The sequence below is a fragment of the Pseudodesulfovibrio senegalensis genome (assembly GCF_008830225.1).
GTDB lineage: Bacteria > Desulfobacterota > Desulfovibrionia > Desulfovibrionales > Desulfovibrionaceae > Pseudodesulfovibrio > Pseudodesulfovibrio senegalensis.
In genome coordinates, this window is sequence record NZ_WAIE01000001.1 from 341,400 (window position 1) to 366,468 (window position 25,069).

General features: G+C 60.1%; 24 protein-coding genes. 6 read left to right on the forward strand and 18 right to left on the reverse strand.

Translation table 11 applies throughout. The features are described from left to right. Positions 1 to 5 precede the first annotated feature (5 nt). Positions 6 to 437 carry an alternative ribosome rescue aminoacyl-tRNA hydrolase ArfB gene (gene arfB, locus F8A88_RS01565; protein WP_241667306.1) on the forward strand — a complete coding sequence of 144 codons (432 nt, stop codon included), beginning with the start codon at positions 6 to 8 and terminating at the stop codon, positions 435 to 437. 135 nt (positions 438 to 572) lie between these two features. Here the strand turns inward: arfB and F8A88_RS01570 are convergent, their stop codons facing one another. The 4 genes from F8A88_RS01570 to F8A88_RS01585 all read right to left on the reverse strand — a co-directional run bounded on the left by F8A88_RS01570 (position 573) and on the right by F8A88_RS01585 (position 2,396). Continuing rightward, on the reverse strand, positions 573 to 779 hold the full coding sequence (locus F8A88_RS01570) for a hypothetical protein (RefSeq protein WP_241667307.1): 207 nt from the start codon (positions 777 to 779) through the stop codon (positions 573 to 575). A 102-nt stretch (positions 780 to 881) separates the two neighbouring features. Next, positions 882 to 1,157, reverse strand: coding sequence for a helix-hairpin-helix domain-containing protein (locus F8A88_RS01575; RefSeq protein ID WP_151149201.1), 276 nt, complete (start codon positions 1,155 to 1,157; stop codon positions 882 to 884). A 2-nt stretch (positions 1,158 to 1,159) separates the two neighbouring features. Then, positions 1,160 to 2,098, reverse strand: coding sequence for a hydroxymethylbilane synthase (gene hemC / locus F8A88_RS01580; RefSeq protein WP_151149203.1), 939 nt, complete (start codon positions 2,096 to 2,098; stop codon positions 1,160 to 1,162). A 34-nt stretch (positions 2,099 to 2,132) separates the two neighbouring features. Then, entirely contained in the window at positions 2,133 to 2,396 is a 264-nt protein-coding gene (locus tag F8A88_RS01585; protein WP_151149205.1) for an FmdB family zinc ribbon protein, read from the reverse strand. Positions 2,397 to 2,622: 226 nt separating this feature from the next. Between F8A88_RS01585 and F8A88_RS01590 the strand changes: the two genes are divergently transcribed. Both F8A88_RS01590 and F8A88_RS01595 read left to right on the forward strand, forming a co-directional pair. Beyond that, on the forward strand, positions 2,623 to 3,516 hold the full coding sequence (locus tag F8A88_RS01590; protein ID WP_151149207.1) for a tetratricopeptide repeat protein: 894 nt from the start codon (positions 2,623 to 2,625) through the stop codon (positions 3,514 to 3,516). A gap of 63 nt (positions 3,517 to 3,579) precedes the next feature. Then, a complete protein-coding gene (locus F8A88_RS01595; RefSeq protein ID WP_151149209.1) occupies positions 3,580 to 4,167 on the forward strand; it encodes a hypothetical protein in 588 nt (195 codons plus the stop codon). Between the two features lie 45 nt (positions 4,168 to 4,212). Here the strand turns inward: F8A88_RS01595 and F8A88_RS01600 are convergent, their stop codons facing one another. The 7 genes from F8A88_RS01600 to lptE form a co-directional block, all read right to left on the reverse strand. Further along, positions 4,213 to 5,001 (reverse strand): hypothetical protein, encoded by a 789-nt coding sequence (locus tag F8A88_RS01600; protein WP_151149211.1) that lies wholly within the window; start codon positions 4,999 to 5,001, stop codon positions 4,213 to 4,215. Positions 5,002 to 5,177: 176 nt separating this feature from the next. After that, entirely contained in the window at positions 5,178 to 7,178 is a 2,001-nt protein-coding gene (locus F8A88_RS01605; protein WP_161598303.1) for an autotransporter family protein, read from the reverse strand. A gap of 230 nt (positions 7,179 to 7,408) precedes the next feature. After that, positions 7,409 to 9,763 carry an endopeptidase La gene (gene lon, locus F8A88_RS01610; protein WP_421958086.1) on the reverse strand — a complete coding sequence of 785 codons (2,355 nt, stop codon included), beginning with the start codon at positions 9,761 to 9,763 and terminating at the stop codon, positions 7,409 to 7,411. Positions 9,764 to 10,032: 269 nt separating this feature from the next. Next, positions 10,033 to 10,305 carry an acylphosphatase gene (locus tag F8A88_RS01615; protein WP_151149215.1) on the reverse strand — a complete coding sequence of 91 codons (273 nt, stop codon included), beginning with the start codon at positions 10,303 to 10,305 and terminating at the stop codon, positions 10,033 to 10,035. Between the two features lie 21 nt (positions 10,306 to 10,326). Further along, positions 10,327 to 11,004: a RadC family protein gene (gene radC, locus F8A88_RS01620; protein WP_151149217.1), complete on the reverse strand. Its 678-nt coding sequence runs from the start codon at positions 11,002 to 11,004 to the stop codon at positions 10,327 to 10,329. Between the two features lie 58 nt (positions 11,005 to 11,062). Continuing rightward, positions 11,063 to 12,052: a DNA polymerase III subunit delta gene (gene holA, locus F8A88_RS01625; RefSeq protein ID WP_151149219.1), complete on the reverse strand. Its 990-nt coding sequence runs from the start codon at positions 12,050 to 12,052 to the stop codon at positions 11,063 to 11,065. A gap of 10 nt (positions 12,053 to 12,062) precedes the next feature. Then, the gene (lptE, locus tag F8A88_RS01630; protein ID WP_151149221.1) at positions 12,063 to 12,554 is read right to left on the reverse strand and encodes an LPS assembly lipoprotein LptE; all 492 of its coding nucleotides are present in this window, start codon (positions 12,552 to 12,554) and stop codon (positions 12,063 to 12,065) included. A 131-nt stretch (positions 12,555 to 12,685) separates the two neighbouring features. Between lptE and F8A88_RS01635 the strand changes: the two genes are divergently transcribed. Together F8A88_RS01635 and F8A88_RS01640 are read left to right on the forward strand one after the other, a co-directional pair. Further along, positions 12,686 to 14,245: a biotin/lipoyl-binding protein gene (locus F8A88_RS01635; RefSeq protein ID WP_151149223.1), complete on the forward strand. Its 1,560-nt coding sequence runs from the start codon at positions 12,686 to 12,688 to the stop codon at positions 14,243 to 14,245. A gap of 2 nt (positions 14,246 to 14,247) precedes the next feature. Then, positions 14,248 to 16,953: a glycosyltransferase gene (locus F8A88_RS01640; protein WP_151149225.1), complete on the forward strand. Its 2,706-nt coding sequence runs from the start codon at positions 14,248 to 14,250 to the stop codon at positions 16,951 to 16,953. A 201-nt stretch (positions 16,954 to 17,154) separates the two neighbouring features. Here the strand turns inward: F8A88_RS01640 and F8A88_RS01645 are convergent, their stop codons facing one another. From F8A88_RS01645 to F8A88_RS01675, 7 genes are all read right to left on the reverse strand, one after another. After that, the gene (locus F8A88_RS01645; protein WP_151149227.1) at positions 17,155 to 18,345 is read right to left on the reverse strand and encodes an iron-containing alcohol dehydrogenase; all 1,191 of its coding nucleotides are present in this window, start codon (positions 18,343 to 18,345) and stop codon (positions 17,155 to 17,157) included. Positions 18,346 to 18,512: 167 nt separating this feature from the next. After that, a complete protein-coding gene (argC, locus tag F8A88_RS01650; RefSeq protein WP_151149229.1) occupies positions 18,513 to 19,571 on the reverse strand; it encodes an N-acetyl-gamma-glutamyl-phosphate reductase in 1,059 nt (352 codons plus the stop codon). Between the two features lie 13 nt (positions 19,572 to 19,584). Further along, positions 19,585 to 19,875: a DUF1844 domain-containing protein gene (locus F8A88_RS01655; RefSeq protein WP_151149231.1), complete on the reverse strand. Its 291-nt coding sequence runs from the start codon at positions 19,873 to 19,875 to the stop codon at positions 19,585 to 19,587. A gap of 130 nt (positions 19,876 to 20,005) precedes the next feature. Then, positions 20,006 to 20,857, reverse strand: coding sequence for an NAD(P)-dependent oxidoreductase (locus tag F8A88_RS01660; protein WP_161598304.1), 852 nt, complete (start codon positions 20,855 to 20,857; stop codon positions 20,006 to 20,008). A 122-nt stretch (positions 20,858 to 20,979) separates the two neighbouring features. Next, entirely contained in the window at positions 20,980 to 22,344 is a 1,365-nt protein-coding gene (gene hslU / locus F8A88_RS01665) for an ATP-dependent protease ATPase subunit HslU (protein ID WP_151149235.1), read from the reverse strand. Continuing rightward, positions 22,345 to 22,884 (reverse strand): ATP-dependent protease subunit HslV, encoded by a 540-nt coding sequence (gene hslV, locus F8A88_RS01670; protein WP_151149237.1) that lies wholly within the window; start codon positions 22,882 to 22,884, stop codon positions 22,345 to 22,347. Between the two features lie 24 nt (positions 22,885 to 22,908). Beyond that, the gene (locus tag F8A88_RS01675; protein WP_421958062.1) at positions 22,909 to 23,532 is read right to left on the reverse strand and encodes a macro domain-containing protein; all 624 of its coding nucleotides are present in this window, start codon (positions 23,530 to 23,532) and stop codon (positions 22,909 to 22,911) included. Here F8A88_RS01675 and F8A88_RS01680 point away from each other — a divergent pair. Beyond that, complete coding sequence (locus F8A88_RS01680) at positions 23,531 to 25,003, forward strand: NAD-dependent succinate-semialdehyde dehydrogenase (protein ID WP_241667309.1); 1,473 nt, start codon at positions 23,531 to 23,533, stop codon at positions 25,001 to 25,003. The genes F8A88_RS01675 and F8A88_RS01680 overlap by 2 nt on opposite strands. The last annotated feature ends 66 nt before the right edge of the window (positions 25,004 to 25,069 follow it).

A 25,069-nucleotide genomic window follows, 5' to 3' on the forward strand; every position in this document is an offset into this window, starting at 1 on the left:
TGTTCATGAGCGAAATGATTCAGATAAATGAACGGGTGTCCATCCCCAAAAAAGAACTCAGGTTCTCCTTCAGCCGCTCTCCGGGGCCGGGGGGACAGCATGTGAATACCACGGCCACGCGGGTGACGGTTTTTTTTGACGTGGAAAAAACGCGCAGCCTGACCGAATTGCAGAAAATGGTCGTGAAAGGCAAGTTGCGTCGTCGCATGGACAAAAAAGGCGTATTGCGTATCAGCGTGCATGATTTCCGGTCGCAGAACCGCAACCGTCAACTGGCCGTGGACCGGTTTGTGGAGATCATGCGCGAGGCCCTGCAAAAGGTCTCCAAGCGCAAACCCACCATTCCCACCAAGGGATCCCTGTATCGCGACAAGCGCGTAAAAAAGCGCCGGAGCCAGGTGAAGCGCATGCGACGCAAGCCGTCCATGGATGATTAGTGGGCTTCGGAAAACGTTGCAGAAATGGATGTGTGTTGTGCGGACTTTGATTCAGAATTTTCGGACAATGAAAAAGCGGCCGAAAGCATAAAGCTTTCGGCCGTTCATGTTTGTTCTCCGGCTTTGCCGGTTGCATCAGCCATTGCCGAGATCTCCGGTGACGGCTTGGACCAGGTTGCCGTTGGCATTGTAGGTGGCTGTTGCTTCTGTCTTGACAAGCTCTCGTGAAAGTTCAGGGTTTTCAAAAACCTGACGGCGCAGTCGCATCTTCTTGATGCTCTTCATTTCCTGAGCCAGGTCCTGCCTGTCCTGTGGGGGGCGGACTGCTGACATTTCGACCATAACAAACCTCCTTGTTTGTTTTTTTGTCTCATGACGTATTGTCTTTATCGACAAAAATACAAAAAACTTTAGGCCTGTTGTTTAGCGTTGAAATACAGCTGGTTAGTTTTTGTCGTCCTTCCAGTGCCACCAGTTGAGGCGGTCGGGGTCCTGCTCGTCATTGGTCACGAAATTCACGGCACAACGGAATACGTAGAGCACGCAACGGTCCACATGGCAGCCTTCAAGGGCCATGAGGCTTCGATAGATGGCTTCCGGGTCCTTGTCGCGCAGGTCGTTCGCGGCACGAAAGCCGAGGCGGTAGAGATCGTCGGCAATGCTCGGCCCCACGCCCGGAATGCGTTGCAGGTCCGCCAGAGCGGCGTCCCGGTCCGGCATGGCTACTTGATGCCTTCGCGCTGGTATACTTCGCGCAGGATTTCGTCTCCGCCCGAGGCCAGCACGTCCTTGGCCAGTCCCATGCCCAGTTCCCAGGCATCGTCCACTGCGCCAACCACCTCGAGCCGAATGGGGCGGGAACCGTCCGTATCCGCCACGAAACCGGTCAGCTTCAGGGTGTTGCCGTCGATTTCGGACCATGCGGCGATGGGCACCTGGCAGCCGCCGTCGAGGCCGGTGAGGAATCCGCGCTCGGCCTCCACCTGGTGGCTGGTGTGGTCGTGGTTCAGGAAGGCCAGCATGTCCATGATTTCCTCATCGTCCACACGGTATTCGATGCCCAGTGCGCCCTGAGCCACTGCGGGCAGAAACTCCGGCGGACCGAGAATGGTCTGGTGCGGGGCAGAGAGGTTGAGGCGCCGCAACCCGGCCGTGGCCACGATGATGGCGTCGAACTGGCCGTCGAGCAGCTTGTTGATGCGGGTATCCAGATTGCCGCGCAGGGACGTGATTTTCAGGTCCGGGCGCAGCATGGCCAGCTGGGACTGGCGGCGCAGGCTCGATGTGCCCACGTTTGCGCCCCGGGGCAGCCCGTCCAGTCCTTCGTAGTTGACCGAGAGCAGGGAATCGGTGGATTCCTCGCGTTCCGGGATGACGCCCACTTCAAGGCCATCGGGCAGTTGTGTGGGCACGTCCTTCATGGAGTGCACGGCAATATCCGCGCGTCCGTCCAGCAGGGCTTCTTCGATTTCCTTGACGAAAAGTCCTTTGCCGCCGACCTTGGCCAGCGGAACGTCCAGAATCTTGTCGCCCTTGGTTTTGATCTGCAGCAATTCCACGGCAAGGCCCGGATATTCTTCTTTCAGGCAAGCGGAAATATGTTCTGCCTGCCACAGGGCAAGTTTGCTGCCGCGTGTGGCAATGACAATGGTATCCTTCATGGATGAACCCCTATGGGATATATGTGTGCGTGAATCAGCAGCCGCAGCTGGAGCAGTCGCCGCCCGAACAACCGGAGCAGGGAGAACTGCTGCTGAAGCTCGGGCCGGAATCCGCATCGTCGCTGCCTGCGGATTCGCCGCCCTGTGCGCCGGCACCGAACTTGGACCGGCAGGCGGACATGAGTTTGGCCGTCTGAACGGACGAGCACTTGGGGCATGGCGGACATTCGTCACGGTCGAATACGAGTTCTTCGAATTCGTTGCCGCATTTGTTGCATCGGTATTCGAAAATGGGCATGAAACAACTCCGAATTTTTTTCGTTCCTGACAGGCATGCGCCGGAACGAGGCCGCTTTGACATAGCGGAAATTCCGGCGGGTGGCAATGGTCGCTGCCATGCTTCCGGGGCGAAGATGCATCCGTGTCCCAAGCGCGTGATCATGGCGTTCGCAAGTGGATTTTCATGTCGGATTCGGCTATGAACTTATGCAATCTTAACAATCTTGCACACGTTGGCGCAGACCATGAACGCATCACGAGAACGCAGGCCCGAGGAACCCGATTTCGGGTGCAGGGGCATTGATGACGACAAGGAGTCGCTTCGCTGCGTTTTTTCGTCCACCCGTGAAATAACCGTGGGTACCGGAACCACCCAGAAAAAGCATCAGACAAAGGTCTTGTGGTTTGTGGAACAGACTGGCGAAGATTCCTATTCCATAAAAAAGATCAACCCCCATTTTGTTCCCGTTGGCAAGCCTACGACGGTTTCCTTTGACGAACTCATGACTGATTTCGCGCCCGAGGTGGAATTGCACATGGGCAAGGTCGGCCCGGCCATGCGCGAATTGCACGAAACGTTGGAACGTGGTGATTCAAACCGGGAAGAAGGGGTTCTCAACAAGGCCGAATACGAATACGGCCAGGCCCTGATCGTGGACGAACAGAACGTTCGTGCCATATTCGGCCTCGGGCTGGTCTATGCGGACCGAAAGGATCGGGAAAATGCCGCGGCTGTTTTTCGCCAGCTGGTGGAGATGGATGCACCGTTTCAGGAAGAACACAAGCACCTGTTCAATGAATTCGGCATTGCCCTGCGCAAGGCCGAACTGCTTGACGAGTCCGTGGAATATTATTCCCGTGCGCTGGGATTTTCAGAAGACGATGACGACCATCTTTATTACAACCTCGGCCGGGCCCATTACGAGCGCCATGACTGGCAGCAATGCCTTGATTGCATGGCCCGCGCGCTCGAGCTGAACGGCGGACTTGAAGCGGCCCTTGATTTGTGCGAACTCATCAACGCGCTTGCCGAGGATGACGACCTGCGGGAAAAGTACCGGAAACCCTCCATTCCCCCGGAGGTCGGGACGCAGGTTGCGGCATTGTTGCAAAAACATGGGCGTGAGCCCAAGGCCTGACCCTATGACTCAATCATTTGAGAATACCGGACAAACCAAGGAAATAGTGCGGGTAACGAATCGATGAAACTGGAAATATCCCTGCTTGGCGACTACTACGTGGTGGGTCTGATGCATCTGGACCGGACCACCATCAAGAACGGCATGCGCGTGTATGGATCACGCGATTGGGCCGATGCGCTCATGCGCATGTCGGGCAGTGGCGATTCCTCGAGGGTGGCCGCGGAGATCAAGGAAAGGACCGGCCGCACCGTGCGCCGTGTCTACGGCAATTCCGGCGTGGTGCTCGGCGGCGACCATTTCAGTTTCGAGGTCTTCATGGACGGCGTGCCCCAGAATTTTGACAAGGTGCACGAGAACAGCACGCGCATCAGCCTCGGCAAGGTCACCCGGAACATGCGCGCCAAGGAGATTCTGGGTGTATGCCGGGCCACGGGCATCGGCGGCATCACCTTCTGCTGGGACGGTGTTGACAGTTTTGATCAGAGCCAACTGGTCATGGAGAGCCACGAGCTTTCACACGTGCTCAACGAGCCGAACACCTTCAAGCTGATTTTCAACCTCTTCTATGCGGGCCGGGCAGCAGACTACCAACGCCGCGAGGAACGCGACGCCCTGATGCCGCTCAAGCATTTCTTCCACATACTCTGACCAGCGGGAGCCGTTGCGGCCCGTCCGGGCAGTCCTCGTTTCCGGCTAGTTGAACAGGCCGTTGAATACGTCCCGCACGCCTTGGCGCACTTCGTCGATGGCCGCGTCCTTGGCTTCGTCGTGGGCCGCCTGCCCGATGTCTTCGGCGTCCTGATTCACGGTATTGCCCTGCTGAGCGGGTTGCCCCATGTTCACGGCATGGCTTCCGGCGGGCAGATCGTAGCTGGAAGCGTCCAGCGAAGCCTTTTTCAGGCTGATCAGGCGCATTTCGTCGCCATAGCGCAGCACGCCGCCATATCCCTTGGCCACGGCATCGTCGCACACGGCCTTGAGCGCCTGCGCGGATTCCTGGCCCATGGACTGGCTCATGCGTTCGGCAAGGGCCATCCAGCCCTGGTTGGCGCGCTTGATGTCCGAATGGGTGCTCATGACCACCTCGTCGCGGCGTACCAGCTTGCCCTTGTCCGTGACCTCGACCTCATAGACCGTGCCCGTGTATCCGGCGATTTTTTCCCTGCGGCTGGTTTTGGTGTAGCGGACATCCATGTCTTCGATATCCGCTGCCGCGGATTGGCCGAACATGGAGCCCATGCCCGCCATGCGGTCCATGTCCATGTATTGCCACTGGCCGTCGGATTTGCTGACCGCGTATACCTTGTTGTCCTTGAGCAGCATGTAGTGGTCCGGCCCGGTGTCCATGCGCACGTGCGCGGCGTCCCGCGTGCTCATGACCACGGTGCTGCCGTCCTGATAGTGATAGGTGGCGACGATGTCCCCGGCATGGGCAAGCGCCGGGCACGCCAGCAGAATGAGAAAAATCGCAAACCTGTACATGGCATCCCTCCTGTGCATGGTTCTTTGCATGTTTTTATTATCCGCTTTGGGAAACAAAGTCGACTTTTGTGTAGGAGAATTGCAAAAGTCCAAAATTCCATGTGGATGGAACATGGTTCAGGGGATTTCCGGCGCAAGGCTGCTGTGCCCTTCGGCGGCCGCAGATCGCGAAATGTCTAGAACTCGTAGCGCATGAGCGCGGAAAGGCCGTGGGATTGACCGTGCTGGCTGATTTCTCCTGCATAGGTCAGGCTGAACGAGGCATCGCCGTTGCGGGCGGTCAGGCCGAGGTCGAGGCCGAGATGGTCGTCGTCGTTTGATTGGGTCACCTGCGCCGTGGTGCTGCCGAGGGTCTGGCGGACGGTCACGTCGTTGTCGTTCAGGGCGTGGGACCATTTCAGGCGGGCGTAGGGCGTCATTTGGGTTTCCCGGATGTCAAAGTTCGTGCTCACGCGCATGCCGACCACGCTTTCGGCAATGAACGTGCTGTATTTGCCGAAGGTGATTGCGTTGGTGGCATCGGTCTCGGAGAATCCGCTCCGGTAGAGATAGCTGGTGTTCAGGCCCAACTCGGGACAAAGCCGCCAGTCGCCGTTGTCCAGCCAGTTGTATGAAGCCAGAAACTGGTTGGTCGCGAGTTGGCTGTCGTAATCTCCCTTGGCGGTCTCGCCCAGCCCTGCGTTGCGTTCGGAGTCGTGGCGGATATGGGTGACGCTCAGAGTGTCGGTCAGGTCCCAATCGCCCGCGCGGTATCCGCCGTAAATGCCGAGCACGTAGAGCTGTTGGTCTTCGGTGTCGCCTTCGGCAAAGGTCACGCCGTCAAAATCGATTTTCGTGCTGGCGAAACCAGCGAACGCGCCCAGCAGCAGGTTGTCGTCCACAAACGCGTCCACGCCGACTTCGCCCCCGGCCGTGTTCGCGGTATAGCCGGGCGCGGAATCATAGGCGTCGCGCGTGCTGGTGCTGAACATGGGCTGCATGTAAATGCCGTACCGTCTGTCGCCGGACGACGAAGGCAATATGTTGAGCAACGGCCCGGCAGAGGCCACCATGGTTTGGTCCTGTTGCTCGCCGCTGTCGCTCAGCAGCATCTGGCTGCGCGCGTTGGGGATGAGCATGAAGGCCAGATTGGACTCCATGGACGAGGCCATTCCCAATGCCGAGTTGTCCCATTGCGGGGCATAGGAAACATTCGTGATTCCGACATCGGGGAGTGCCATGTCGAGGTCGAATGAGAAATGGGGGTTCAGACTGGTGACGGAAGCAAATGTGCCCAGAATTGTCGAAGCGCTTAGTATGGTTTGAGAGTTTCCGATCAGGTCCGCGGAAATGTCCACGACCAGATTGCTTTCGTCGATAATCGAGGCACCAAACGATGCTATGGCGGTCGTTCCCGAGCCGTCCAAAGCTACCTGAAGGGTCGTGCCGGGATCCATGAAAAAATTGTTTGCTGAGAGGGAAACGCCGGAAGCCAGGGCCAAGGTTCCACCAGTGATTACGTATGCTGGTGCGGCTGCTGATATGTTTTGGGCAATGGTCCAGGTGCCGTCTCCTGTTTTCCATATGGTCCAATCTCCGCTTATGTCGAAATTCACCGTGCCACTGCCGTCCAGATAGAGGTCGGAAGTGCCTGTGCCGTGCACGTCGCCTGCAAGGATGCTGGTTCCGGTTTGCAGATGTACATCGCTGTCGTCGGCGTATATGGCATGAGATCCATAGGAAGCCAATGTGCCGCTGTTGTAAAATGTTGAACCGGAATAGCATCGTATTGCAGAGGTGTTATAGCTGATGATTGTCCCGCTGTTTGTCGCGGTGCACCCTGTGCTTGTTTGAATGCCGTATGCGTCCCCTAACCCGTATGTGGTGATTGTCCCGCTGTTGGTTGCGGTGCTGCCGTTGCTTACCACCATCCCTCCCGCACCGTTTCCGTACGTGGTGATGGTTCCGCCGGCGGCGTTGATGAGGGTCTGGTCAAAGCCGTCGGACTGCATGGCGCTGGCAAGGTCTGCGGTGGTGGTTATCGAGCCGTAGTTGGTGTTGCTGCCGTAGAGGGGAGTGGTTATGTCGTCGTAATTGTCCGCGCCCATTACCGGTGAGGCAAGGAGGAAAACGGCACAGAACAAGGCAGTCATGCACTGCGTGGCAATGTGAAGTCGACCGGTGTGCGTGCTGTGCATGGTTCGTTGTTCCTTGTTGGCTCGGTTCTGCCGGGACAAGTGAAGTTGCTGGCGATACGCAATAAGTAGTATGTAATGGCACATTCGTGCATGATGTTGAAAATGTCAACAGGGTCAGTGTCTTGATGGCACAAGCGTGACCGTGCGTTTTGAAACCGTGTCGGAAAAACAAAAAACGCCCCGGAATCATGCGAGTGATTCCGGGGCGTTTTTTGTTTTTTTGTGGCGGATTATTCGGCCTTGGCCAGCGGCCAGACCTCCTCCACGCGTTCCACGGTGACGATCTTGATCTTGCGCCGCAGTTCCGCGGGGATTTCTTCCAGATCCTTTTTGTTCTGTGCCGGGATGATGACCTTTTTCATGCGCCGGGAAACAGCGGCAAGGATTTTTTCCTTGATGCCGCCCACGGGCAGCACGCGGCCACGCAGGCTGATTTCTCCGGTCATGGCTACATCCGGGTCCACGGGGGTTTCGGTCAGGGCCGAGATCAGGGCCGTGACCAGGGTCACACCTGCGGACGGGCCGTCCTTGGGCGTGGCTCCGGCCGGGACGTGCACATGGATGTCGAACTTGTCGGCAAAGTCCGGTTCGATGCCGTAGGCGTCGGCCTTGGCCCGGGCCATGGAAAGGGCCGCCTGAGCGGATTCCTTCATGACGTCGCCGAGCTTGCCGGTAAGGATGAGCTTGCCCTTGCCGGGCATGGTGCTCACTTCCACATGCAGCATTTCGCCGCCCACCGGGGTCCAGGCAAGGCCCATGGCTACACCTGCGGGCAAGGTCTTTTCCTTTTCATCGTCAATGAATATGGGCGGGCCGAGCAATTTGTGCAGATTCTTGGGCGAGACCTTGAACGGTCCCTTTTCGCCCTCGGCCTTTTTGCGGGCCATTTTGCGGCATACCGTGCCGATCTTCTGCTCCACGTTGCGCAGTCCGGCCTCGCGGGTGTATTCGCGGATGACGCGCGCCACCAGTTTGTCGCTGATGACCATTTCGTCCTCGGCAAGCCCGTTTTCGCGGGTCTGGCGGGGAATGATGTACCGCTTGGTGATCACGGCCTTTTCGTGTTCCGTGTATCCGGGAATGCGGATGATCTCCATGCGGTCGCGCAGGGGGCCGGGAATGGTGTCCAGCACGTTGGCCGTGCAGATGAACATGACCTTGGAAAGGTCAAATGGCACGTTCAGGTAATGATCGGTAAAGCCGAAGTTCTGTTCCGGGTCCAGCACCTCGAGCAGGGCCGAGGACGGGTCGCCCCGGAAATCCGAGCCGAGCTTGTCGATTTCATCCAGCATGATGACCGGGTTCCGGGTGCCGCACTGCTTGATGGCCTGCACGATGCGGCCGGGCATGGAACCGATGTAGGTGCGCCTGTGGCCGCGGATTTCGGCTTCGTCGCGCATGCCGCCCAGCGACATGCGGTGGAATTTGCGCCCGAGGCTGCGCGCGATGGAGCGGCCCAGCGAGGTTTTGCCCACGCCCGGAGGACCCACGAAACAGAGGATGGGGCCTTTCATCTTCGGGTTGAGCTTGCGCACGGAAAGGTATTCGAGGATGCGTTCCTTGACCTTGTCCAGATCATAATGATCCTCGTCCAAGATGGTCTTGGCCTTTTTGATGTCCAGCCTGTCGCGCGAGGTTTTTTTCCATGGCAGTTCGGTCATCCAGTCCAGATAGGTGCGGATGACCGTCGCTTCCGAAGATTCCGAATGCATGGATTCGAGTCGGCGCAGCTGCTTGAAGGCTTCTTTCATCACGTCTTTGGGCATGCCCGACGTTTCGATGGCCTTGCGCAATTCGTCGATGTCTTCGTTCTCGTCGTGCTCGTCGCCCAGCTCGCGTTTGATGGCCTTGAGCTGCTCGCGAAGGAAGAAATCGCGCTGGGCCTTATCCATGCCTTCCTTGGCCGAAGCCTGAATCTTGTTCTGCATGGAGGCGACTTCCACCTCCTTGACAAGCTGCTCGTTGACCCGCTGCAATCTGCTGATGGGGTCGTAGCTCTCAAGGATTTTCTGGGCTTCGGCAACCTTGATGCGCAGGTTGGAAGCGATCAGGTCGGCCAGTCGTCCGGGTTCGTTCACGTTGTTGAGCACGCTCATGATGTCGCCGGAGGAAATGCCGCGCAGTCCCAGTATCTTTTCGCTCTGTTCGCGCGAGGAGCGCATCAGCGCCTCGTGTTCGGGCGTGAGTTCCACGGTTTCCGGTTCCAGCAGCGGCTCGATTTTCGCGATATGGTAGGGGTCGTTGGCCGTGAACCTGCGGACCTTGGCCCGGGCCAGGCCCTGCACGAGCACCTTGAGGCGGCCGTCCGGCATTTTGAGCATGCGCATGATCATGCCCACCGTGCCGGTCTGGTACAGGTCGTCCGGACCGGGGTCGTCCACGGACTCGTCCTTCTGGGTCAGGATGAGGATGTAGCGGTCGCCGGAAAGGGCCGCATCCACGGCCTTCACGGATTTTTCGCGTCCCACGAACAGGGGCAGGATCATGTAGTTGAAGACAACGATATCCCGCACGGCCAGCACGGGCAGTTCGGGCGGGAGGTCAAGGTTCTGGATGCCGTTTTCATCGTCGCCGTCGTGAAACAGCGCACTGCCTCCCGGTCCTGCCGTCAGGGCCTCGATAAGGTCCGGCAGTCCCTGCGATGCCTTTTCCTCGGGTCGGTTTTGGGCTGCTTTTCGCTGCTTGCGAGCAACAGATTCCTTCTGTTGTTGGCGTTTACGCAGCTTGAGCGGCTTGATGGGAGTCTTTTTCTTTTTTTTCAAGGTGATTCACCTCGTTTTCAGCGTGATTGAATGTCAATCTTGTATCATAAGGCCGCTTTTGCCGTTGGCAAGGGGCTTTATGCCTGTTTTTTTCAGTGTCGGACAGAAAATTTGTTGAATTTTTCTTCTGTACTGTTGAATTTCGTGTCAACTCGTTCCACACGGGCCAGTACCGGGCCTTGGTGCAGGTGGCGCACAAATTCGTTCAGTGCTGTTTCATCGCCCTGGGCCAGGGTTTCCACGGTGCCGGCCGGGGTGTTGCGTACCCAGCCTGTCAATCCCAGGCTGGCGGCAAGGTCGGTGGTCCATGCCCGGAACCACACTCCCTGCACCATGCCGTGCACTTCTGCGAGTACCTGTTTCATGATGCCTCCGGGCCTGCGGGCTCAGAGCAGGCCGTGTTCGTGAAAGCTGTAGTAGCCGGAGTCCGCAACCACCACATGGTCCCGCACCAGGATCTCCAGCGTTTCGGCTACGCGAGCCACGCCAAGGGTCAGCAGCCGGTCTTCTTCGGAAGGCGTGGGGTCGCCGCCCGGGTGGTTGTGCACCAGAATCACGGACCGGGCCTGCCGTTTCAGGGCCAGTGCCAGTATTTCGCGCGGGTAGGCGTCTACCCTGTCCACGGTTCCTGCGCTGACGCGGTCCCATTCGATGACCCGGTTGCTGCTGTCCAGCAGGGCCACCCAGAATTCCTCGGTGCGCTTGTTGCCGATGCGGGCCATGCCCGCCCTGGCCACGGCTTCCACCGTGGAGAGCTGGTCGGCCTGCCCAAGGTTTCCTTCGGCCAGCCGGGCCTGCATTTCCTGCAGCAGGTGCCAGTGTGCAACAACTCCCTGCCCCACGCCCTTGCATTCCGCCAGTTCCTCGGGCTGTGCCGCAAGGGCCGCGCCCAGCGAACCGAACCGTTCGATCAGGGCCTTGGCCAACGGCTTGGTGTCCCGGCGCGGCAGCACGGACGCCAGCACCAGTTCCAATATCTCATAATCGGCCAGCGAGCGCGGATCGCGCATCAGCCGTTGCCTGAGTCTCTGGCGGTGTCCTGCGTAGTGCGGTGTTTCGGTCATACGATAGTGGGCTGGTCAAGGGGTTGGGAATGATTTCCGCGAAACTCTAACACCAAGGCTATGCCCGGCCCGGCTGGCGGAACAGGCTGATGAGCCCGGCCACCAGAAAGTCGAGCACTTCCTCGGGGTTGCGCGTGCCGGTCTTGATGCTCAATTCCGCGTCAAGGGCCAGGTCGATCATGCGCGCCACCCCGGCGCGGCCGAGCCTGCGGGCCACCGGGGTCTTGATTTTCTTGACGTAGGGGTGGGCCTTGACCTTGGATTCCTCGCCGCTCATGAGCATCCAGTACATGCGCGCCTGACTGGCAAGGTAGCCGATGAGGTTGAAGATCATGCGGTCCGAGGATTTCTTGAGATGGTCTTCGAGAACGCGCTTCCAGACCGCGGCCTCGACGCCCTGTTTGCCCAGTGCGTCCATGAGTTCGAAAAATTCCATTTCCCCGGACGGTGCCACCAGTTCCGCATGCTGCCGGGTCACGGTTCCGCCCGGCTCCACGGCCAGCTCAAGCTTTTGCAGCTCCAGCCGCGAAGCCACGGCATCGGTCGGCAGGGCCGAGGCCAGGGCCTGCAATACCCCGCGGTCAAGGGTCAGGTTGTTCCGTGCGGCCCAGTCGCTCACGAAATTGCGCAGGTCTTTTTCATCCAGCCCGGGGTATTCCCATACCCAGCCGGATGAGCGCGCATGTTTGTAAATGTCCAGCCGTCCCACATGCGCGGGAACGGGTGGCTTTTTGCCTTTCCATTGGCCTTCGAGGCAGAAGAAGGGCCACACGTCGGAACCAAGGGTGCGCAGGGCCTTGTTGAGTTTTTTCCACTGCTCGGCCTTGAGCTTGTGGGCGCGGCGCACCACCAGCGCCTTGGGCTGGGAAAAAAGCCCCTTGATGGTCAGGTCCTGCCAGAAAACCTGTGGCAGGGGATCGTCGTCGTCCCCCCAGAACGCCTTGCGTTCCCACCCGGATACGCCGGAAGCGTCCAGCGCCTTGGCGATGGTTGTGGAAAGCATCTGCGGGTCCGGGCAGATGTAGAACGAATAGCTGGGCCGGGCCATGAGGTCTCCGTCAGTAGTTTTGCGAGAGTTGGCGGGCCAGCCTGCGGATGGCCAGTGCGGTCACTTCGTCGTCGGCTTCTTCTTCCTCACCCCCGTAATAGGGCCAGGATTCCTTGATGGTTTCGGATTTCCAGATCACGTGACCGTCTGCCGGCGAGACAATGGTTGCGGTCATGGTGATGCTCGCTTCGGAGCGCAGGGTCTCGTCGGATTCGCCTGTCACCGCAGCCTGCCGGTAATAGCGCTCCACGTCGATGTTGATCCATGCCCGGGCATTTTTCTTGGAGGTCCAGGTCACCCAGTCGCGGCGGTTGAGTTCGTCGCGCAACAATGAACGCAGGCGCGGTTCTAGCCAGGAGTAGAGCGTGGGGTGCTCCACCTTGTTGATGGCCAGCGAGCGGTATTGCGGGGGCAGGCTGGACGTTGATCCGTCCGGAAACGAATAGCCGCAACCGGCAAGTATGCACAGCGATAATGTAGAAATGAGCAAAAATAATCGCATTTATTCTCCACATAAAAAAGTATACGAGTATGATATCGGGAAAATGCGCGGGAGTAAATGCACGTTGCCTCTCTCTGATTGCGTGCTTTTTGCCCCTGTGCATTGCCTGAAGATAAGGAGGGCTGACAACCATGCCGACGACATTCGAAAAAAATCAATTGCGCAAGTCCCACCGGGTGAACCTGCCTGCCAAGGCGTTCATGGCCGGGGGGGAATATCCTGTTCTGGACTGGTCGCTGGAAGGGTTCCGGTGTTCGGTTCCCAACGACGACCTGCACGACGACTGGGTCGGGGATGTGACGTTCATTTTGCCGCTCTCCGGCATGAACGTGACCTTTGATGCCGTGGCACGGCTGCGCAGGCGCGGCGAAAGCGGCGCGGGGTTTTCCTTTGACAGCATCAACGACCGCAGCAAAATGTTGCTCAAAACCTATATTCAGGCCAGCATCGAGGGCAAGCTCGACGATATTCAGGGCATCATCTCCCGTGTGGAAGCCACGGAAATTCCCATGGAAACGGAAAAGCCCCTGACCATGGAGGAGCGCACCGCGTTTCGCCGCAGTTTTACCGGGCGCGCATTGGTTTACTGGGTGCTGGGGATCGTGCTGTTCGGGCTGATTCTGCTGGTGCTGTACAATAATTTTTCCCGCGCGGTGAGTACGCGCGGCGTGGTTTCCGGCGCCTTGGTGGACGTGGCTCCCGAGATGACCGGATACCTTCGCGAAGTGCCGGTCAGCGAAGGTGATTCCGTGGAGGAAGGGCAGACGCTCTTTGTGATGGACGACAGTCATGTCCTTCGCCGGATCGAGCAGATAAAGCTGGATATCGAGGTGGCCAAGCAGGAACTTTCCCAGCTGTTCACTGATCTTGCGGAAGAGGATCGCGCTTTGGGCATGTATCGCAGCGCCGCGGATCTGCAGGTGCAGATGGTGCAGCAGCAGATGCAGGGTGTGCGAGCCAAGATCGATTTGGCGAAAAAGGAATTCAAGCGGGCCGAGGCGCTGCTGGCCAGCGGGGTTGTCAGCCGTTCCTTCTGGGACGAACGACGCAAGACCATGCTGGAGGAGGAGGCCCGGCTTGCGGAACTGAACGAGGAACTCAAACTCGCCCGGCGCAACGTTGTTAGCACCAAGGACGGCAAGTACCTTTCGGATGGGGCGGCCCGCGGCAGGACCCGCGAACTGAGTGCCGACATCGAGGTGCAGAAGCGCAAGCTTGAAGCGCAACGGTATCGTCTTGTGGAAGCCATGGCCGACCTTGAAAAGACGCATGTTGCCGCCCGTCAGGCCGGGGAAGTCTATTCGGTCAAACGCATTGCCGGAACGTTCCTGCGTCCGGGCGAGTCCGTCATGACCGTGCGCGCCAAAGACGTTCAGCCGTGGATTCTGGCCCGGTTCACTTTCCAGGAAGCGCAGCGACTGTCGCCGGGGGACGCTGCAGACGTGTATGTTCCGTCTTCGGGCAGGCTGTATCACGGCACGGTCCGCGCCCTCGGTCACCATGCCATGGCCTCGGGCGGTGCGGTTTCCCAGGATCTTGAGATCAGCATGAATGAAGTGCCGGTCAAGATCTCGTTGGACGAGCCTGCTCCGGAGCTGGTTCCCGGACTCGGTGTCGAGGCACGGGTCAGCACTCCGGTTCTTCCGGAGATTACTGCGTATTTTGGGGATATTAAAGGGAAGGCCAACTAGCAATGCTCTCCCGTTTTCTGGCATGCTCGCTGCCGGAGCGTTTGCCTCCGGGCCGCGCCATCATCAAGGCGTTGCCGCCCACGGTGGTCTATCTGGCCGTGGCCGCGCTGCTTTTGATCGCCCTGCCGGACAGGGCCTGGTACATCAAGCGGCAGGCGTTGATAGCCATCAGCCTGTTCGGATTGTGGCGGTATGCGTGGCAGGTGGTTCATGCGGTGCGGCATTGGTATTACCGCAAGCATGCTTTTCCGAGGCTGCGGGTTGCCGCGGACGGGTTGGAGGACCCGTTTCCCAAACGCCTGTTCGTCATGGTTCCTTCGTTTCAGGAGGATTTCAACGTAACCGAAATGGTTTTCGAGGCTCTGGTGCGCGAAGCGCGTTCCATTCCCAGCGACGTGATCATGGTGGCCAGCGTGGGCAGTGAGCCCGAGGCCGAGTTCATCGCCAAGACCGTGGCCGGGGTGCGCGGCGGCGAGGACGTGAATCTGGTGTTCATGCAGCAGCGCGAAGGAAAACGCGTGGCCATGGGCCATGCCCTGCGCTGCATTGCCCGCGAGTTCAACGACCCGCTGCAATGGCACCCGGACGCACGCAACGACGTGGTCATATTCATGGACGGCGATACGCTCGTTCAGCCGGGCACCTTTGCCAAGTGCCTGCCGTTTTTCCGGTTGCAGCCGCATCTGGGCGCGCTGACCACGGACAATATCGGCATGCAGCAGAACTGCTCCACGATTTTTCACGACTGGTACAGTCTGAAGTTCGCGCAGCGCAATCACCAGTTTCATTCGCACTCACTTTCCCGTCGCGTGCTGACCGTTACCGGACGTTTTTCCCTGTACAGGGCCTCGGTGGTGGTGCGCGAGGAATTTATCCGTTTCGTGGAGGCCGACTATCTTGAGTCGTGGATGTTCGGGCGTTTCCGTTTTCTCATGGGCGACGACAAATCCACGTGGTTCTACCTGCTCAAGAAAGGCTATGAAATGCTTTATGTGCCGGACGCTCCCGTGGTGGCCGTGGAATCGCGGCAACAGGACTTCATGCGCAGCAGCATTTCGCTCATGAAGCGTTGGTACGGCAACATGCTGCGCAACAACATGCGGGCCATCCGCCTTGGGCCAAAGCCCATGGGCGGCTTTATCTGGTGGTGTATCGTGGATCAGCGCTTCACCACCTGGACACCGCTTGTGGGGCTGGTCAGCGTGCTCATGCTTTCCCTGTTCGTGTCGCCGTTTTATCTGGTTTTCTTTGCCTCGTGGGTCATCGTCACCCGTTTGGCCATGCTGTGGATGTACGTGCTGGAAGGTTTTGAACTACGCGTGACCCACATCCCCCTCATGCTGTTCAACCAGTGGGTGGGCGCGGCGGTCAAGATTGTAACCATGTTCAATCTGGACAAACAGACGTGGCAGAAGAAAAAGACCGATTCCCAGAAGATCGAGTCTTCGGGCGTGGGTCTGGACGGGTTGCGCAACTCGGTGCGCGTCATTCTGGTCACGCTCAATTTCGTTCTCCTGTTCGCCCTGTGCGGTCTGGGAACCGGGGCCATCAGCGCGCCGTCGTTGGCCGACATCATGTCGTCCATGCGGCACAGGCAGTTGCTCGTGCCGGGGCAGGCTTCGGCCGGATTCCGGGTCAAAGTGAACCTTGCCGGGGATGCCGATGCGGGCGCGGCCATCATGGAACAGGTGCGTATTGCCCCGGATTCGCCTTTGATCCTGATATTGCCCGAAGGCCGTTTTTCCGTGCGCACGCCGGTGGTCATCGACCGAAGCGACGTGGTCATCTGCGGTCAGGGCCCGGGCAAGACCGTTCTGGTTTCAGAGCTCACCGCACAACAGGGCGAGGCCGTTATTCTCGTGCGCGGCAGGCGCGGAGGGCAGGTGGGAACGCTGGAACAGGCGTATGATCCCAACTCCCGGCTTGTGGCTGTGTCCGGCTGGAAAAAGAGCGACAAGGCCATCTGGCTTGCCGTGGACAACGACGAGGCCTTTCTGGATTCCATCGACGCGCGGCATTGGCGAAAGAAGCGTCCGCCTCTGCGCCAGTACATCGGCTGGGTCGAGGCTTCCGGTCCCGGGTACGTGCTGTTGCGCCGGTCTCCGGAGATTCCGTTTCCTGCCGGGACCGAGGTGCGCGCCGCAAGGCTGGTCACCGATGTGCGCCTGAGCGGATTCACCCTTGAGCAACAGGTTCCGGGGCTTGAGCGGGCCGTGGCAGACGGGGTGTACGAAAATCTTGCGCCGCACTATGCCGTGGACGGCGTGCGTTTCGAATGGGCCGGGGATTGCGAGGTGCACGACGTGGATATCCGCATGGCTGGCCGGCATCCGCTGGTGTTTGAATCCAGCAAGGACGTTGTCGCGCGGAACGTGCGTATTGACGGGGCCTGGAACAAGGGCAAGGAGGGCAACGGCTACATCCGCTTTGCCCGCAGCCATGGCTGTCAATTCGTGAATGGTTCGGCGCGCAATATCCGTCATCTGACCTTCCAGTGGGGCAGTTCCAACAACATGGTTTCGGACAGCCGTCTGGAAACCGATGTCAATTTCCATGGCGGTTTCAGCCATCACAACATGGTGCGCCGTACTGCAATCGAGCCGCCGGACACGCATCACTGGGATGCTGTTACGCGCATGCCTGAAGGCGGGGCCGAATTTGCTCCGCCGGACGGGCCCGGCAACAAAATCCTGTCAGACAGCCGGTAAGGGCGCGTCTGCGTCGTTGCTGCAAAAAACGCAGAGCCTCGCGTATGTGAAATACGCGTCGTCCCTGCGTTTTTTTTGCGCCCCCTTCCCGGCTGTCTGATCGTGAGTGGACGAGCGGCGTGGGCAAGATCGTGAAGATGGAGAAGGAGGAGGGGAATGTTTCCGGTCCCGCACCCAACAGGAGCGGGACCGGGGAAACGTCTATTTGCTGAAGCTGTTTTCGAAGATGGTGATGACTTCGTCGCGGGACAGGGTGTACGGGTCCAGCGTGAACAGGAACCCCATGGCGGTCATGGCGTTGTCCGCCAGTGCCGGGGCCTCGGACTTGTCGATGCCGTATTCTTCAAGGGTCATGTCCGCCAGCCCGATGTTTTCGATGAGCCGTTTCAGTGCCGGAACAAAGGCCGTGGCCTGCTGGTTGGCGGGCAGAGCATCCACGTTCACGCCCATGGCACGGGCCATGGCCGGGAAGCGTTCCGGCTTTTTTTCGGCCATGAACGAGAAATAGGCGGTGGAGAGCAGGATCAGGCCTGCGCCGTGGGGCAGGTCCGGGTGGAATGCGCTCAGGGCGTGTTCCATGGAGTGCTCCGACGTGCAGCTGGACGTGGACTCCACAAGGCCGGACTGGGTGCTGGCCCATGCAAGGGCGCTGCGGGCCTCCATGTCCGATCCGTCCTTGACCGCGCGCGGCAGGTACTCGTTGATGAGCCGCATGCTTTCCAGCGCGAACGCGTCACTGGCAGGCTGGCTGCATGTGGCGATGTAGCCTTCCGCGGCGTGGAAGAATGCATCCATGCCCTGAAAGGCCGTGAGCCTGGGCGGCACCGTGGCCATGAGTTCCGGGTCCACGATGGAGAAGACCGGGAATGTCTCCGGGATCAGGCCGAATCCGACCTTTTCCTGCGTTTTGGTGTTGGTGATCACGGTCCACGGGTCGGCCTCGGTACCGGTGCCCGCCGTGGTGGGGATGGCCACCACGGGCAGCGCGCCGTTTTCCACGGGCTTGCCGCCGCCTGTGCCGCCGTTGATGTAGTCCCAGTATTCGCCGGGGTTCACGGCCATGACCGCAATGCTTTTGGCCGAGTCGATGGAGCTGCCCCCGCCGAGGCCCACCACAAAGTCGCATCCCTCGCTGCGGGCCAGTTGGGCGCCTTCGGCCACATGCTCGCTGACCGGGTTGGGCAGGATTTTGTCGAAGACCACGGTTTCGGCTCCGGCCTGTTGCAGGCCGTCGAGCACGGTGTCGAGGTAGCCGTTGGCGCGCATGGATTTACCCGCGCTGATGACCACCAGCGCCTTTTTGCCGGGCATGGTCATGGAAGCCAGTTCGCGGACCTTGCCGGGACCGAAGAGTATTTTCGTGGGTATGAAAAAGGTGAAATCGTTGTTCATGATTGCTCCTTGACGGTTTCATGTGTTCGAGACGCAGCATGCGTCAGACGCGCCGGACGGGGTTTTCCCGTCCGGTGTCTGAAACTGTAGCATACGCTTTTCGTGATTTTTGGCCCGCCTTTTTTGCAGTTTTCTGCTGGCGGGAAATGGTGCGGCAGTCCCGCGTGCTAAGGCATCATGGGTGCCTTGGGCAGGCCGGTTTCCAGCGGCAGGCCGCTCATGAGGTTGGCGTTGGCAAGTGCCTGCCCCGAAGCGCCCCGGCACAGGTTGTCGATGGCCGAGACGATGATCAGCCGTCCGGTGCGATCGTCCTTGACCAGCCCGATGTCGCAGAACATGGTGCCGCGCACAAAGCGGGTTTCAGGGAGCTGGCCCTCGGGCAGCACGCGCACGTAGGGCTTGCCCGCATAGAATTTTTCATAGGCGGCGCGCACTGTGGCGAGGTCCATGCCGTCGTCCTTGAGCTGCGTGTAGATGGTGGACAGGATGCCCCGGTCGATGGGCAGCAGGTGCGTGTTGAAGGACACGGTCATATCCGCGCCCGCCAGCTTGGAAACCTCCTGCTCGATTTCCGGGGTGTGCCGGTGCGTGCCCAGCCCGTAGGCCTTGAAGGAATCGTGTACCTCGCAGAAGAGCGTCCCCACCTTGGCCCCGCGGCCCGCGCCGGACGTGCCGGACTTGGAATCCACCACGATGCCGTCCGTGGCCACCATGGATTCGGACAATGCCGGGGCAAGGCCGAGGATGGCAGACGTGGGATAGCAGCCCGGGTTGGCGATGAGTCGCGCTTCGGCGATTTGGTCGAGATACAGTTCGGGCAGGCCGTAGACTGCGGTCTCCAGCAGCTCGGGCCGGGTGTGTTCCACCGCGTACCACTGCTCGTAAACGCTCTTGTCGTTGATGCGAAAGTCCGCGGAAAGGTCCACTACGCGCACGCCGTGGTCCAGCAGGGTGGCCGCGATTTCCATGGCGGTCTTGTGCGGCACGGCAAGAAATACGATGTCGCAGGCCTGGGCCAGGTCCTCGGGGTCGGGCATGGTTATTTCCAGCTCACCCACCGGGATGGACTGAAGAAAGGGATAAATGGCCGACAAGGGCTTGCCCGCCTCGGAACGGGAGGTGACCCGGACCAGTTCCATTGACGGATGGTGGGCCATGAGGCGCGCCAGTTCCATGCCGGTGTAACCCGTGACGCCCACGAGCCCGGCCCTGATGTTCTGGGACATGAAAAAACTCCGGTTATTTGCCGGCCTTGTTCACATAGGCCATGCGCAGGTTGTATAAAATGTCGCAGAGCAGCTTGCCTTCCTCTTCGGAAAGGCCGTTTTCGATCTTGTCCTGCAGCATGCCCAGCACGTCGATGGTGTGCTTGGCCAGATGCGGCACGAATTCGACCTTGCCGGTGCTGGGGTCCGGGGCCTCGCCAAGGGCCACCATGGCCGAGGAACTCAGCGAATAGATGAACGTGGTGAAGGTCATTTCCGGCAGGGGCATGTCCTTCATGGGATTTTCCTTGCACTTGTCCGCCATGGGCGCAACTCCTTGGAACAGAATATGAATATGAAATGTGGCGAAAGAATAGGGCCGGACGCGCCCGGAGTCAATGTCCGCAGGACGATTTTGCGCGGATAACGGTCTGCGGCGGTTTCAAACCGCGTTGCTACAGCAGTTTGAAGATGGCTGCGCAGTCTTCCTCCCCGAAACCGAGCGAAACCGCATGGTTGAATTGTATTCCGGCTGCGGTGGCACAGGGGAACTCCAGCGGCAGGTTTCCGGTTGTCTCGGCGATGAGGTTCACGTCCTTGGCCATGTCCTTGAGCGGGAACTGGGCCGGGAACTCGGATTGCACGAGCATGGTCTTCTTGAACTCCAGCAGTTGGCTGGCCATGGGGCCGGAGAGCAGCACCTCCATGATGGTTTCGCGGTCCAGATTGCCCTCGATGCCGAAACGCATGCCCTCGGCAACGCCCTGCAGCATGACCGAAAGGACCAGGTTGTTGGCCAGCTTCATCATGGAGCCCTGCCCTGTTTCACCACAATGCACGGTCTTGCAGCCCACGGCCCCGAACAGCGGTTCAAGGCTGTCCACCAGTTCGAGGTCGCCCCCGGCAAGGATGATCAGCCCGGCCTTTTCCGCCGCAGTGGAGGAGCCGGAAACAGGCGCGTCCACGAACCGCGTGCCGTTTTCCTCCAGCCGATGCGCCAGCAGCCGGGAATATTCCGGCAGAACCGTGCTCATGTTCACGAAGGTCTTGCCGCGCAGGGCGCGCAACGCTCCCTTGCCGCCGAAGAGCAGCCCGTCCACGGCCCCGTGGTCCGTGACCATGGTCACCACCACGTCGCTGGCTTCGGCCAGTTCGGCCGGAGTGGCCGCCACAACGGCTCCGGCTTCGCGCAGTGGCTCGGCCTTGGATGCGGTGCGGTTGAAGACGGTCAGTTCGTGTCCCCGGGCCAGAATATTGCGGCACATGGGCGCGCCCATGATGCCCAGCCCCATGAATCCTATTTTCATTTGCAAGCTCCGTTGTTGATGCAACGTGCCTTTGTACCAGAAAGCGGCGCGGTGCAACAGGGCTTGAGAAAAAGAAAAGGCCGCCCCGAAGGGCGGCCTTTTCATGATGTGCGGAAAGGATGCTACAGAATGTAGCGCGAAAGGTCGCGGTCCTCGGTCACGTCTGCCAGCGCGGACTGCACGTATTCGCGGTCCACGGTGACGGATTGGCCGCTCTTGTCCGGGGCCTCGAACGAGAGGTCCGCCAGGATTTTTTCCATGATGGTGTAGAGCCTGCGCGCGCCGATGTTTTCGGTTTCCTCGTTCACGCTCTGGGCGAATCCGGCCACCTCTTCCAGCGCCTCGCGGGAAAAATCGAGGGTGATGCCTTCGGTTTCCAGCAGGGCCTTGTACTGCACGGTCAGGGCGTTCTTCGGTTCGGTGAGGATGCGGTAGAATTCCTCCTTGCCCAGCGCCTGCAATTCCTCGCGCAGGGGGAAGCGGCCCTGCAGTTCGGGGATCAGGTCCGAGGGCTTGGCAAAGTGGAACGCGCCCGCGGCGATGAACAGGATATGGTCGGTCTTGATCATGCCGTACTTGGTGTTGACCACCGAGCCTTCCACCACGGGCAAGAGGTCGCGCTGCACGCCCTCGCGGGAAACGTCGGTTCCGCCGCCCTGATCCTGCCGGGCCGCGATCTTGTCCATTTCGTCGATGAAGATGATGCCGGTCTGTTCCACGCGCTCGCGGGCCATTTCCGTGACCTTGTCCATGTCGATGAGCTTTTCGGTTTCCTCGTCGATGAGCACCTGATAGGCGTCGCGGATTTTCATCTTCTTGCTGGTTTTCTTCTTGGGGAACATGCGGCCCAGAACGTCCTGCATCTGCATGCCCATGTCCTCCATGCCCGGCATGGCCATGATTTCCATCTGCGGCCCGCCCTGCATGCTCACCTCCACCTCCACCTCGCGTTCGTCCAGCTGGCCGGAGCGGAACATCTGGCGGAATTTTTCGCGGGTGCTGTCGTCCTTGGCGGGCTTTGGCTCGGCGTCGGAAGACATCATGAACCCGGCTCCCTGCGTGCGCGAGCCCGAAGAGGGCAGCAACAGGTCGAGCACGCGTTCCTCGGCGTTGCGCTCGGCGCGGATGCGCACCTTGTCGGTTTCTTCCTTGTGCACGAGGTTGATGCCGATCTCCATGAGGTCGCGGATCATGGATTCCACGTCGCGGCCCACATAGCCCACTTCCGTGAACTTGGTGGCCTCCACCTTGTGGAAGGGACAGCCCGTGAGCTTGGCCAGCCTGCGGGCGATCTCGGTCTTGCCCACGCCCGTGGGGCCCATGAGGATGATGTTCTTGGGTGCGATTTCGTCGCGCAGGTCCGGGGCGAGCTGCTGCCTGCGCCAGCGGTTGCGCATGGCCACGGCGACCATGCGTTTGGCCGCGTTCTGACCGATGATGTAGCGGTCCAGTTCCGATACTATTTCGCGAGGTGTGAGCGTACTCATCTATTTTTCCTGTGTTTCGATTGTCAGATTTCCGTTGGTGTAGACGCAGATGTCCGCGGCCACGTGCATGGCCTTTTCCACGATGTCGCGGGCGGACATGTCCGTATTCTGGGCAAGGGCGCGCGCCGCGGAAAGGGCATAGGCCCCGCCCGAGCCGATGGCCGCCAGTCCGTCGTCCGGCTCGATCACGTCGCCGGTGCCGGAAATGATCAGCAAGTGTTCGCCGTCCGCAGCCAGCAGCATGGCCTCCAGCTTGCGCAGGTACTTGTCCGTGCGCCAGTCCTTGGCCAGCTCCACGGCGGCCCGCACCAGATTGCCGGAGTAGCTCTCCAGCTTCTTTTCAAAGCGTTCGGTCAGGGTGAAGGCGTCTGCCGTGGCCCCGGCAAAACCGATGGTGACTTTATCCTTGTAGATGCGCCGTACCTTGCGGGCCGTATGCTTCATGGCGATGCTCTGGCCGAGGGTGACCTGGCCGTCTCCGGCCATGGCCGTTCCTGTTTCGTCCTTGACCGCCAGAATGGTGGTTCCCCTGAGTTCCATGATTCGTCCTTTTTCGTGAGTTTCCTAGAGAATGGCGTCTGCCTCGCGCAACCAGACGTCCAACGATTCCCGCGTGCGCAGGACCATGACGGCCAGTCGTACCTGACCGGCCTCAAGCCCCCGCTTCAGTGCGCCGAGGGCAATGCGCGCGGCCTCGGCCATGGGATATCCGTACACCCCGCAGCTGATGGCCGGAAAGGCGATGCTTTCCAGCCCGTGACTGCGAGCCAGTTCAAGGCTGTTTGCATAGGCGTTTTTCAAAAGCGCGGGTTCGTTGTTCGAGCCGCCGCGCCAGATGGGGCCCACCGTGTGGATGATGTGGCGCGCCCGGAGGTTGAATCCGGGTGTGATCACGGCCTTGCCCACGGGCAGCGTGTCGATGTCTGAAATGATTTCTCGGCAGGCGTGTTGCAGTTGCTCCACGCCGGCCGCGCAGTGGATGGCCCCGTCCACGCCGCCGCCCCCGGCCAGTTCGGAATTGGCCGCATTGACGATGGCGTCGGTTCTCATGGCGGTCAGGTCGTCGTGGCGGATTGCCAGGTTGCCGTTGCCTATGGCCCATGATTGTTCCATGCGCAAAAAGGTAATGCATCGACGGCCAAAGGCAAGGGGCGGGAGCGGTTTTTCCGGCCAAATCGCAAAACCCATGCCTGCAACTATGGACCTTGCCCATGAAATGGGGTACGCCCGAAACGCGCCGACGACAGCAACACCCGCACGCCGCATCCTGTTTTTTTTCGGAGACAACCGCCAGATGATCCTACAGAGCGTCAATCCTGCCACCAACCGGGTGGAGAATACCTTTCCCTGCTGGAGCCTGCAGACCACGGCGACCGTGCTGGACGACATGTCCGAGGCGTGGTCGCGTTGGGCTGTTTTTCCCATGCGGGAACGGGTGGACATGCTTTGCGAGGCGGCCCGCGAGATTCGTGCGCGTCTTGAGCCGCTGGCTGTCCTGATTACCCATGAGATGGGCAAGCCCCTGCGTGAGGCGCGTCTTGAAGTGGAGAAGTGCGCCATGATCTGTGAACATTATGCGGCGCATGGCCCGCAGTATCTTGCGCCCATGCGCCCACACGGAGCGCCGCAGGATGCCACCGTGGTTTTCGAGCCGCAGGGCGTGGTGCTGGCGGTCATGCCGTGGAATTTTCCGTTCTGGCAGGTCTTCCGCATTGCCGCGCCCACGTTGCTGGCCGGGAACGGCGTGGCCCTCAAACACGCGCCCAACGTGCCCGGCTGTGCCGAGGTCATCGAACACATATTTCTTTCCGCGGGATTGCCGGAAAACGTGTTCCGTTCCCTGTTCATCGACGAGGACGTGGTGGAACCGGTGCTGTCCCATCCGGGCGTGGCCGGGGTCAGCCTCACGGGCAGTTGTGGTGCCGGAAGCAGCGTAGCCGCGGCAGCGGGCCGGTATCTCAAGAAATCCGTGCTGGAACTGGGTGGCAGCGATCCGTTCATCGTGCTGCCGGACGCGGAGCTGGACAAGGCCGTGCCCACGGCCGTTGCCTCGCGTTGCCGCAACGCCGGGCAGGCCTGCATTGCGGCCAAGCGCTTCATCCTGCACCGCGACATTTACGACGAATTTCTGGAGCGCCTGATTTTTGCCATGGAGGACGTGCGCGTGGGCGATCCCCTGCGCCCGGACACGGACATGGGACCGCTGGCCTCCGTATACCAGCGCGACAGGCTGCAGAATCAGGTGGACCGTTGCGTGGAAGCCGGGGGATGCATTCTTCTGGGCGGTTCGCCCCTGCCGGGTGCCGGTGCCTTTTATCCGCCCACGGTCATAGCGGACGTTCCCCCGGATGCGGACGTGGCCGGGGAGGAATTGTTCGGCCCGGTGGCGTTGGTATTCCGGGCCGAGGACGAAGACGAGGCCGTGGCCCTTGCCAATGGTACGGACTTCGGGCTGGGCGGTGCTGTCTGGACCGCCGATACAAAGCGTGGGCTTGCGCTTGCCGCGCGCATCCGGGCCGGATCCGTGTGTGTGAACGGGTTGGTACGCAGCGATCCGTTTCTGCCGTTCGGTGGCACCCGCTCCTCGGGCTACGGCCGCGAAATGGCCGAATACGGCCTGCGGGAGTTCGTGAACATCAAGTGTGTTCGTACGGGTTGATTATTTCTGTTTCGGTTTTCGTGACGCGGGGGCTGATCATAGTGAACGGTGCTCCACGGCCTGTTC

Excerpts from the sequence above, each read along its gene's own strand:
- holA (WP_151149219.1), bottom strand. The coding sequence starts at position 12,052 with ATGGCCCGGCCCAGCTATTCGTTCTACATCTGCCCGGACCCGCAGATG.
- F8A88_RS01660 (WP_161598304.1), bottom strand. The coding sequence starts at position 20,857 with ATGAAAATAGGATTCATGGGGCTGGGCATCATGGGCGCGCCCATGTGC.
- F8A88_RS01590 (WP_151149207.1), top strand. The coding sequence starts at position 2,623 with ATGAACGCATCACGAGAACGCAGGCCCGAGGAACCCGATTTCGGGTGC.
- F8A88_RS01600 (WP_151149211.1), bottom strand. The coding sequence starts at position 5,001 with ATGTACAGGTTTGCGATTTTTCTCATTCTGCTGGCGTGCCCGGCGCTT.
- lptE (WP_151149221.1), bottom strand. The coding sequence starts at position 12,554 with ATGCGATTATTTTTGCTCATTTCTACATTATCGCTGTGCATACTTGCC.
- radC (WP_151149217.1), bottom strand. The coding sequence starts at position 11,004 with ATGACCGAAACACCGCACTACGCAGGACACCGCCAGAGACTCAGGCAA.
- F8A88_RS01585 (WP_151149205.1), bottom strand. The coding sequence starts at position 2,396 with ATGCCCATTTTCGAATACCGATGCAACAAATGCGGCAACGAATTCGAA.
- argC (WP_151149229.1), bottom strand. The coding sequence starts at position 19,571 with ATGTCCCAGAACATCAGGGCCGGGCTCGTGGGCGTCACGGGTTACACC.
- F8A88_RS01615 (WP_151149215.1), bottom strand. The coding sequence starts at position 10,305 with ATGAAACAGGTACTCGCAGAAGTGCACGGCATGGTGCAGGGAGTGTGG.
- arfB (WP_241667306.1), top strand. The coding sequence starts at position 6 with ATGAGCGAAATGATTCAGATAAATGAACGGGTGTCCATCCCCAAAAAA.
- hemC (WP_151149203.1), bottom strand. The coding sequence starts at position 2,098 with ATGAAGGATACCATTGTCATTGCCACACGCGGCAGCAAACTTGCCCTG.
- F8A88_RS01595 (WP_151149209.1), top strand. The coding sequence starts at position 3,580 with ATGAAACTGGAAATATCCCTGCTTGGCGACTACTACGTGGTGGGTCTG.
- F8A88_RS01640 (WP_151149225.1), top strand. The coding sequence starts at position 14,248 with ATGCTCTCCCGTTTTCTGGCATGCTCGCTGCCGGAGCGTTTGCCTCCG.
- F8A88_RS01680 (WP_241667309.1), top strand. The coding sequence starts at position 23,531 with ATGCCTGCAACTATGGACCTTGCCCATGAAATGGGGTACGCCCGAAAC.
- F8A88_RS01575 (WP_151149201.1), bottom strand. The coding sequence starts at position 1,157 with ATGCCGGACCGGGACGCCGCTCTGGCGGACCTGCAACGCATTCCGGGC.
- hslV (WP_151149237.1), bottom strand. The coding sequence starts at position 22,884 with ATGGAACTCAGGGGAACCACCATTCTGGCGGTCAAGGACGAAACAGGA.
- F8A88_RS01570 (WP_241667307.1), bottom strand. The coding sequence starts at position 779 with ATGGTCGAAATGTCAGCAGTCCGCCCCCCACAGGACAGGCAGGACCTG.
- F8A88_RS01655 (WP_151149231.1), bottom strand. The coding sequence starts at position 19,875 with ATGGCGGACAAGTGCAAGGAAAATCCCATGAAGGACATGCCCCTGCCG.
- F8A88_RS01675 (WP_421958062.1), bottom strand. The coding sequence starts at position 23,532 with ATGGGTTTTGCGATTTGGCCGGAAAAACCGCTCCCGCCCCTTGCCTTT.
- hslU (WP_151149235.1), bottom strand. The coding sequence starts at position 22,344 with ATGAGTACGCTCACACCTCGCGAAATAGTATCGGAACTGGACCGCTAC.
- F8A88_RS01645 (WP_151149227.1), bottom strand. The coding sequence starts at position 18,345 with ATGAACAACGATTTCACCTTTTTCATACCCACGAAAATACTCTTCGGT.
- F8A88_RS01635 (WP_151149223.1), top strand. The coding sequence starts at position 12,686 with ATGCCGACGACATTCGAAAAAAATCAATTGCGCAAGTCCCACCGGGTG.
- F8A88_RS01605 (WP_161598303.1), bottom strand. The coding sequence starts at position 7,178 with ATGCACAGCACGCACACCGGTCGACTTCACATTGCCACGCAGTGCATG.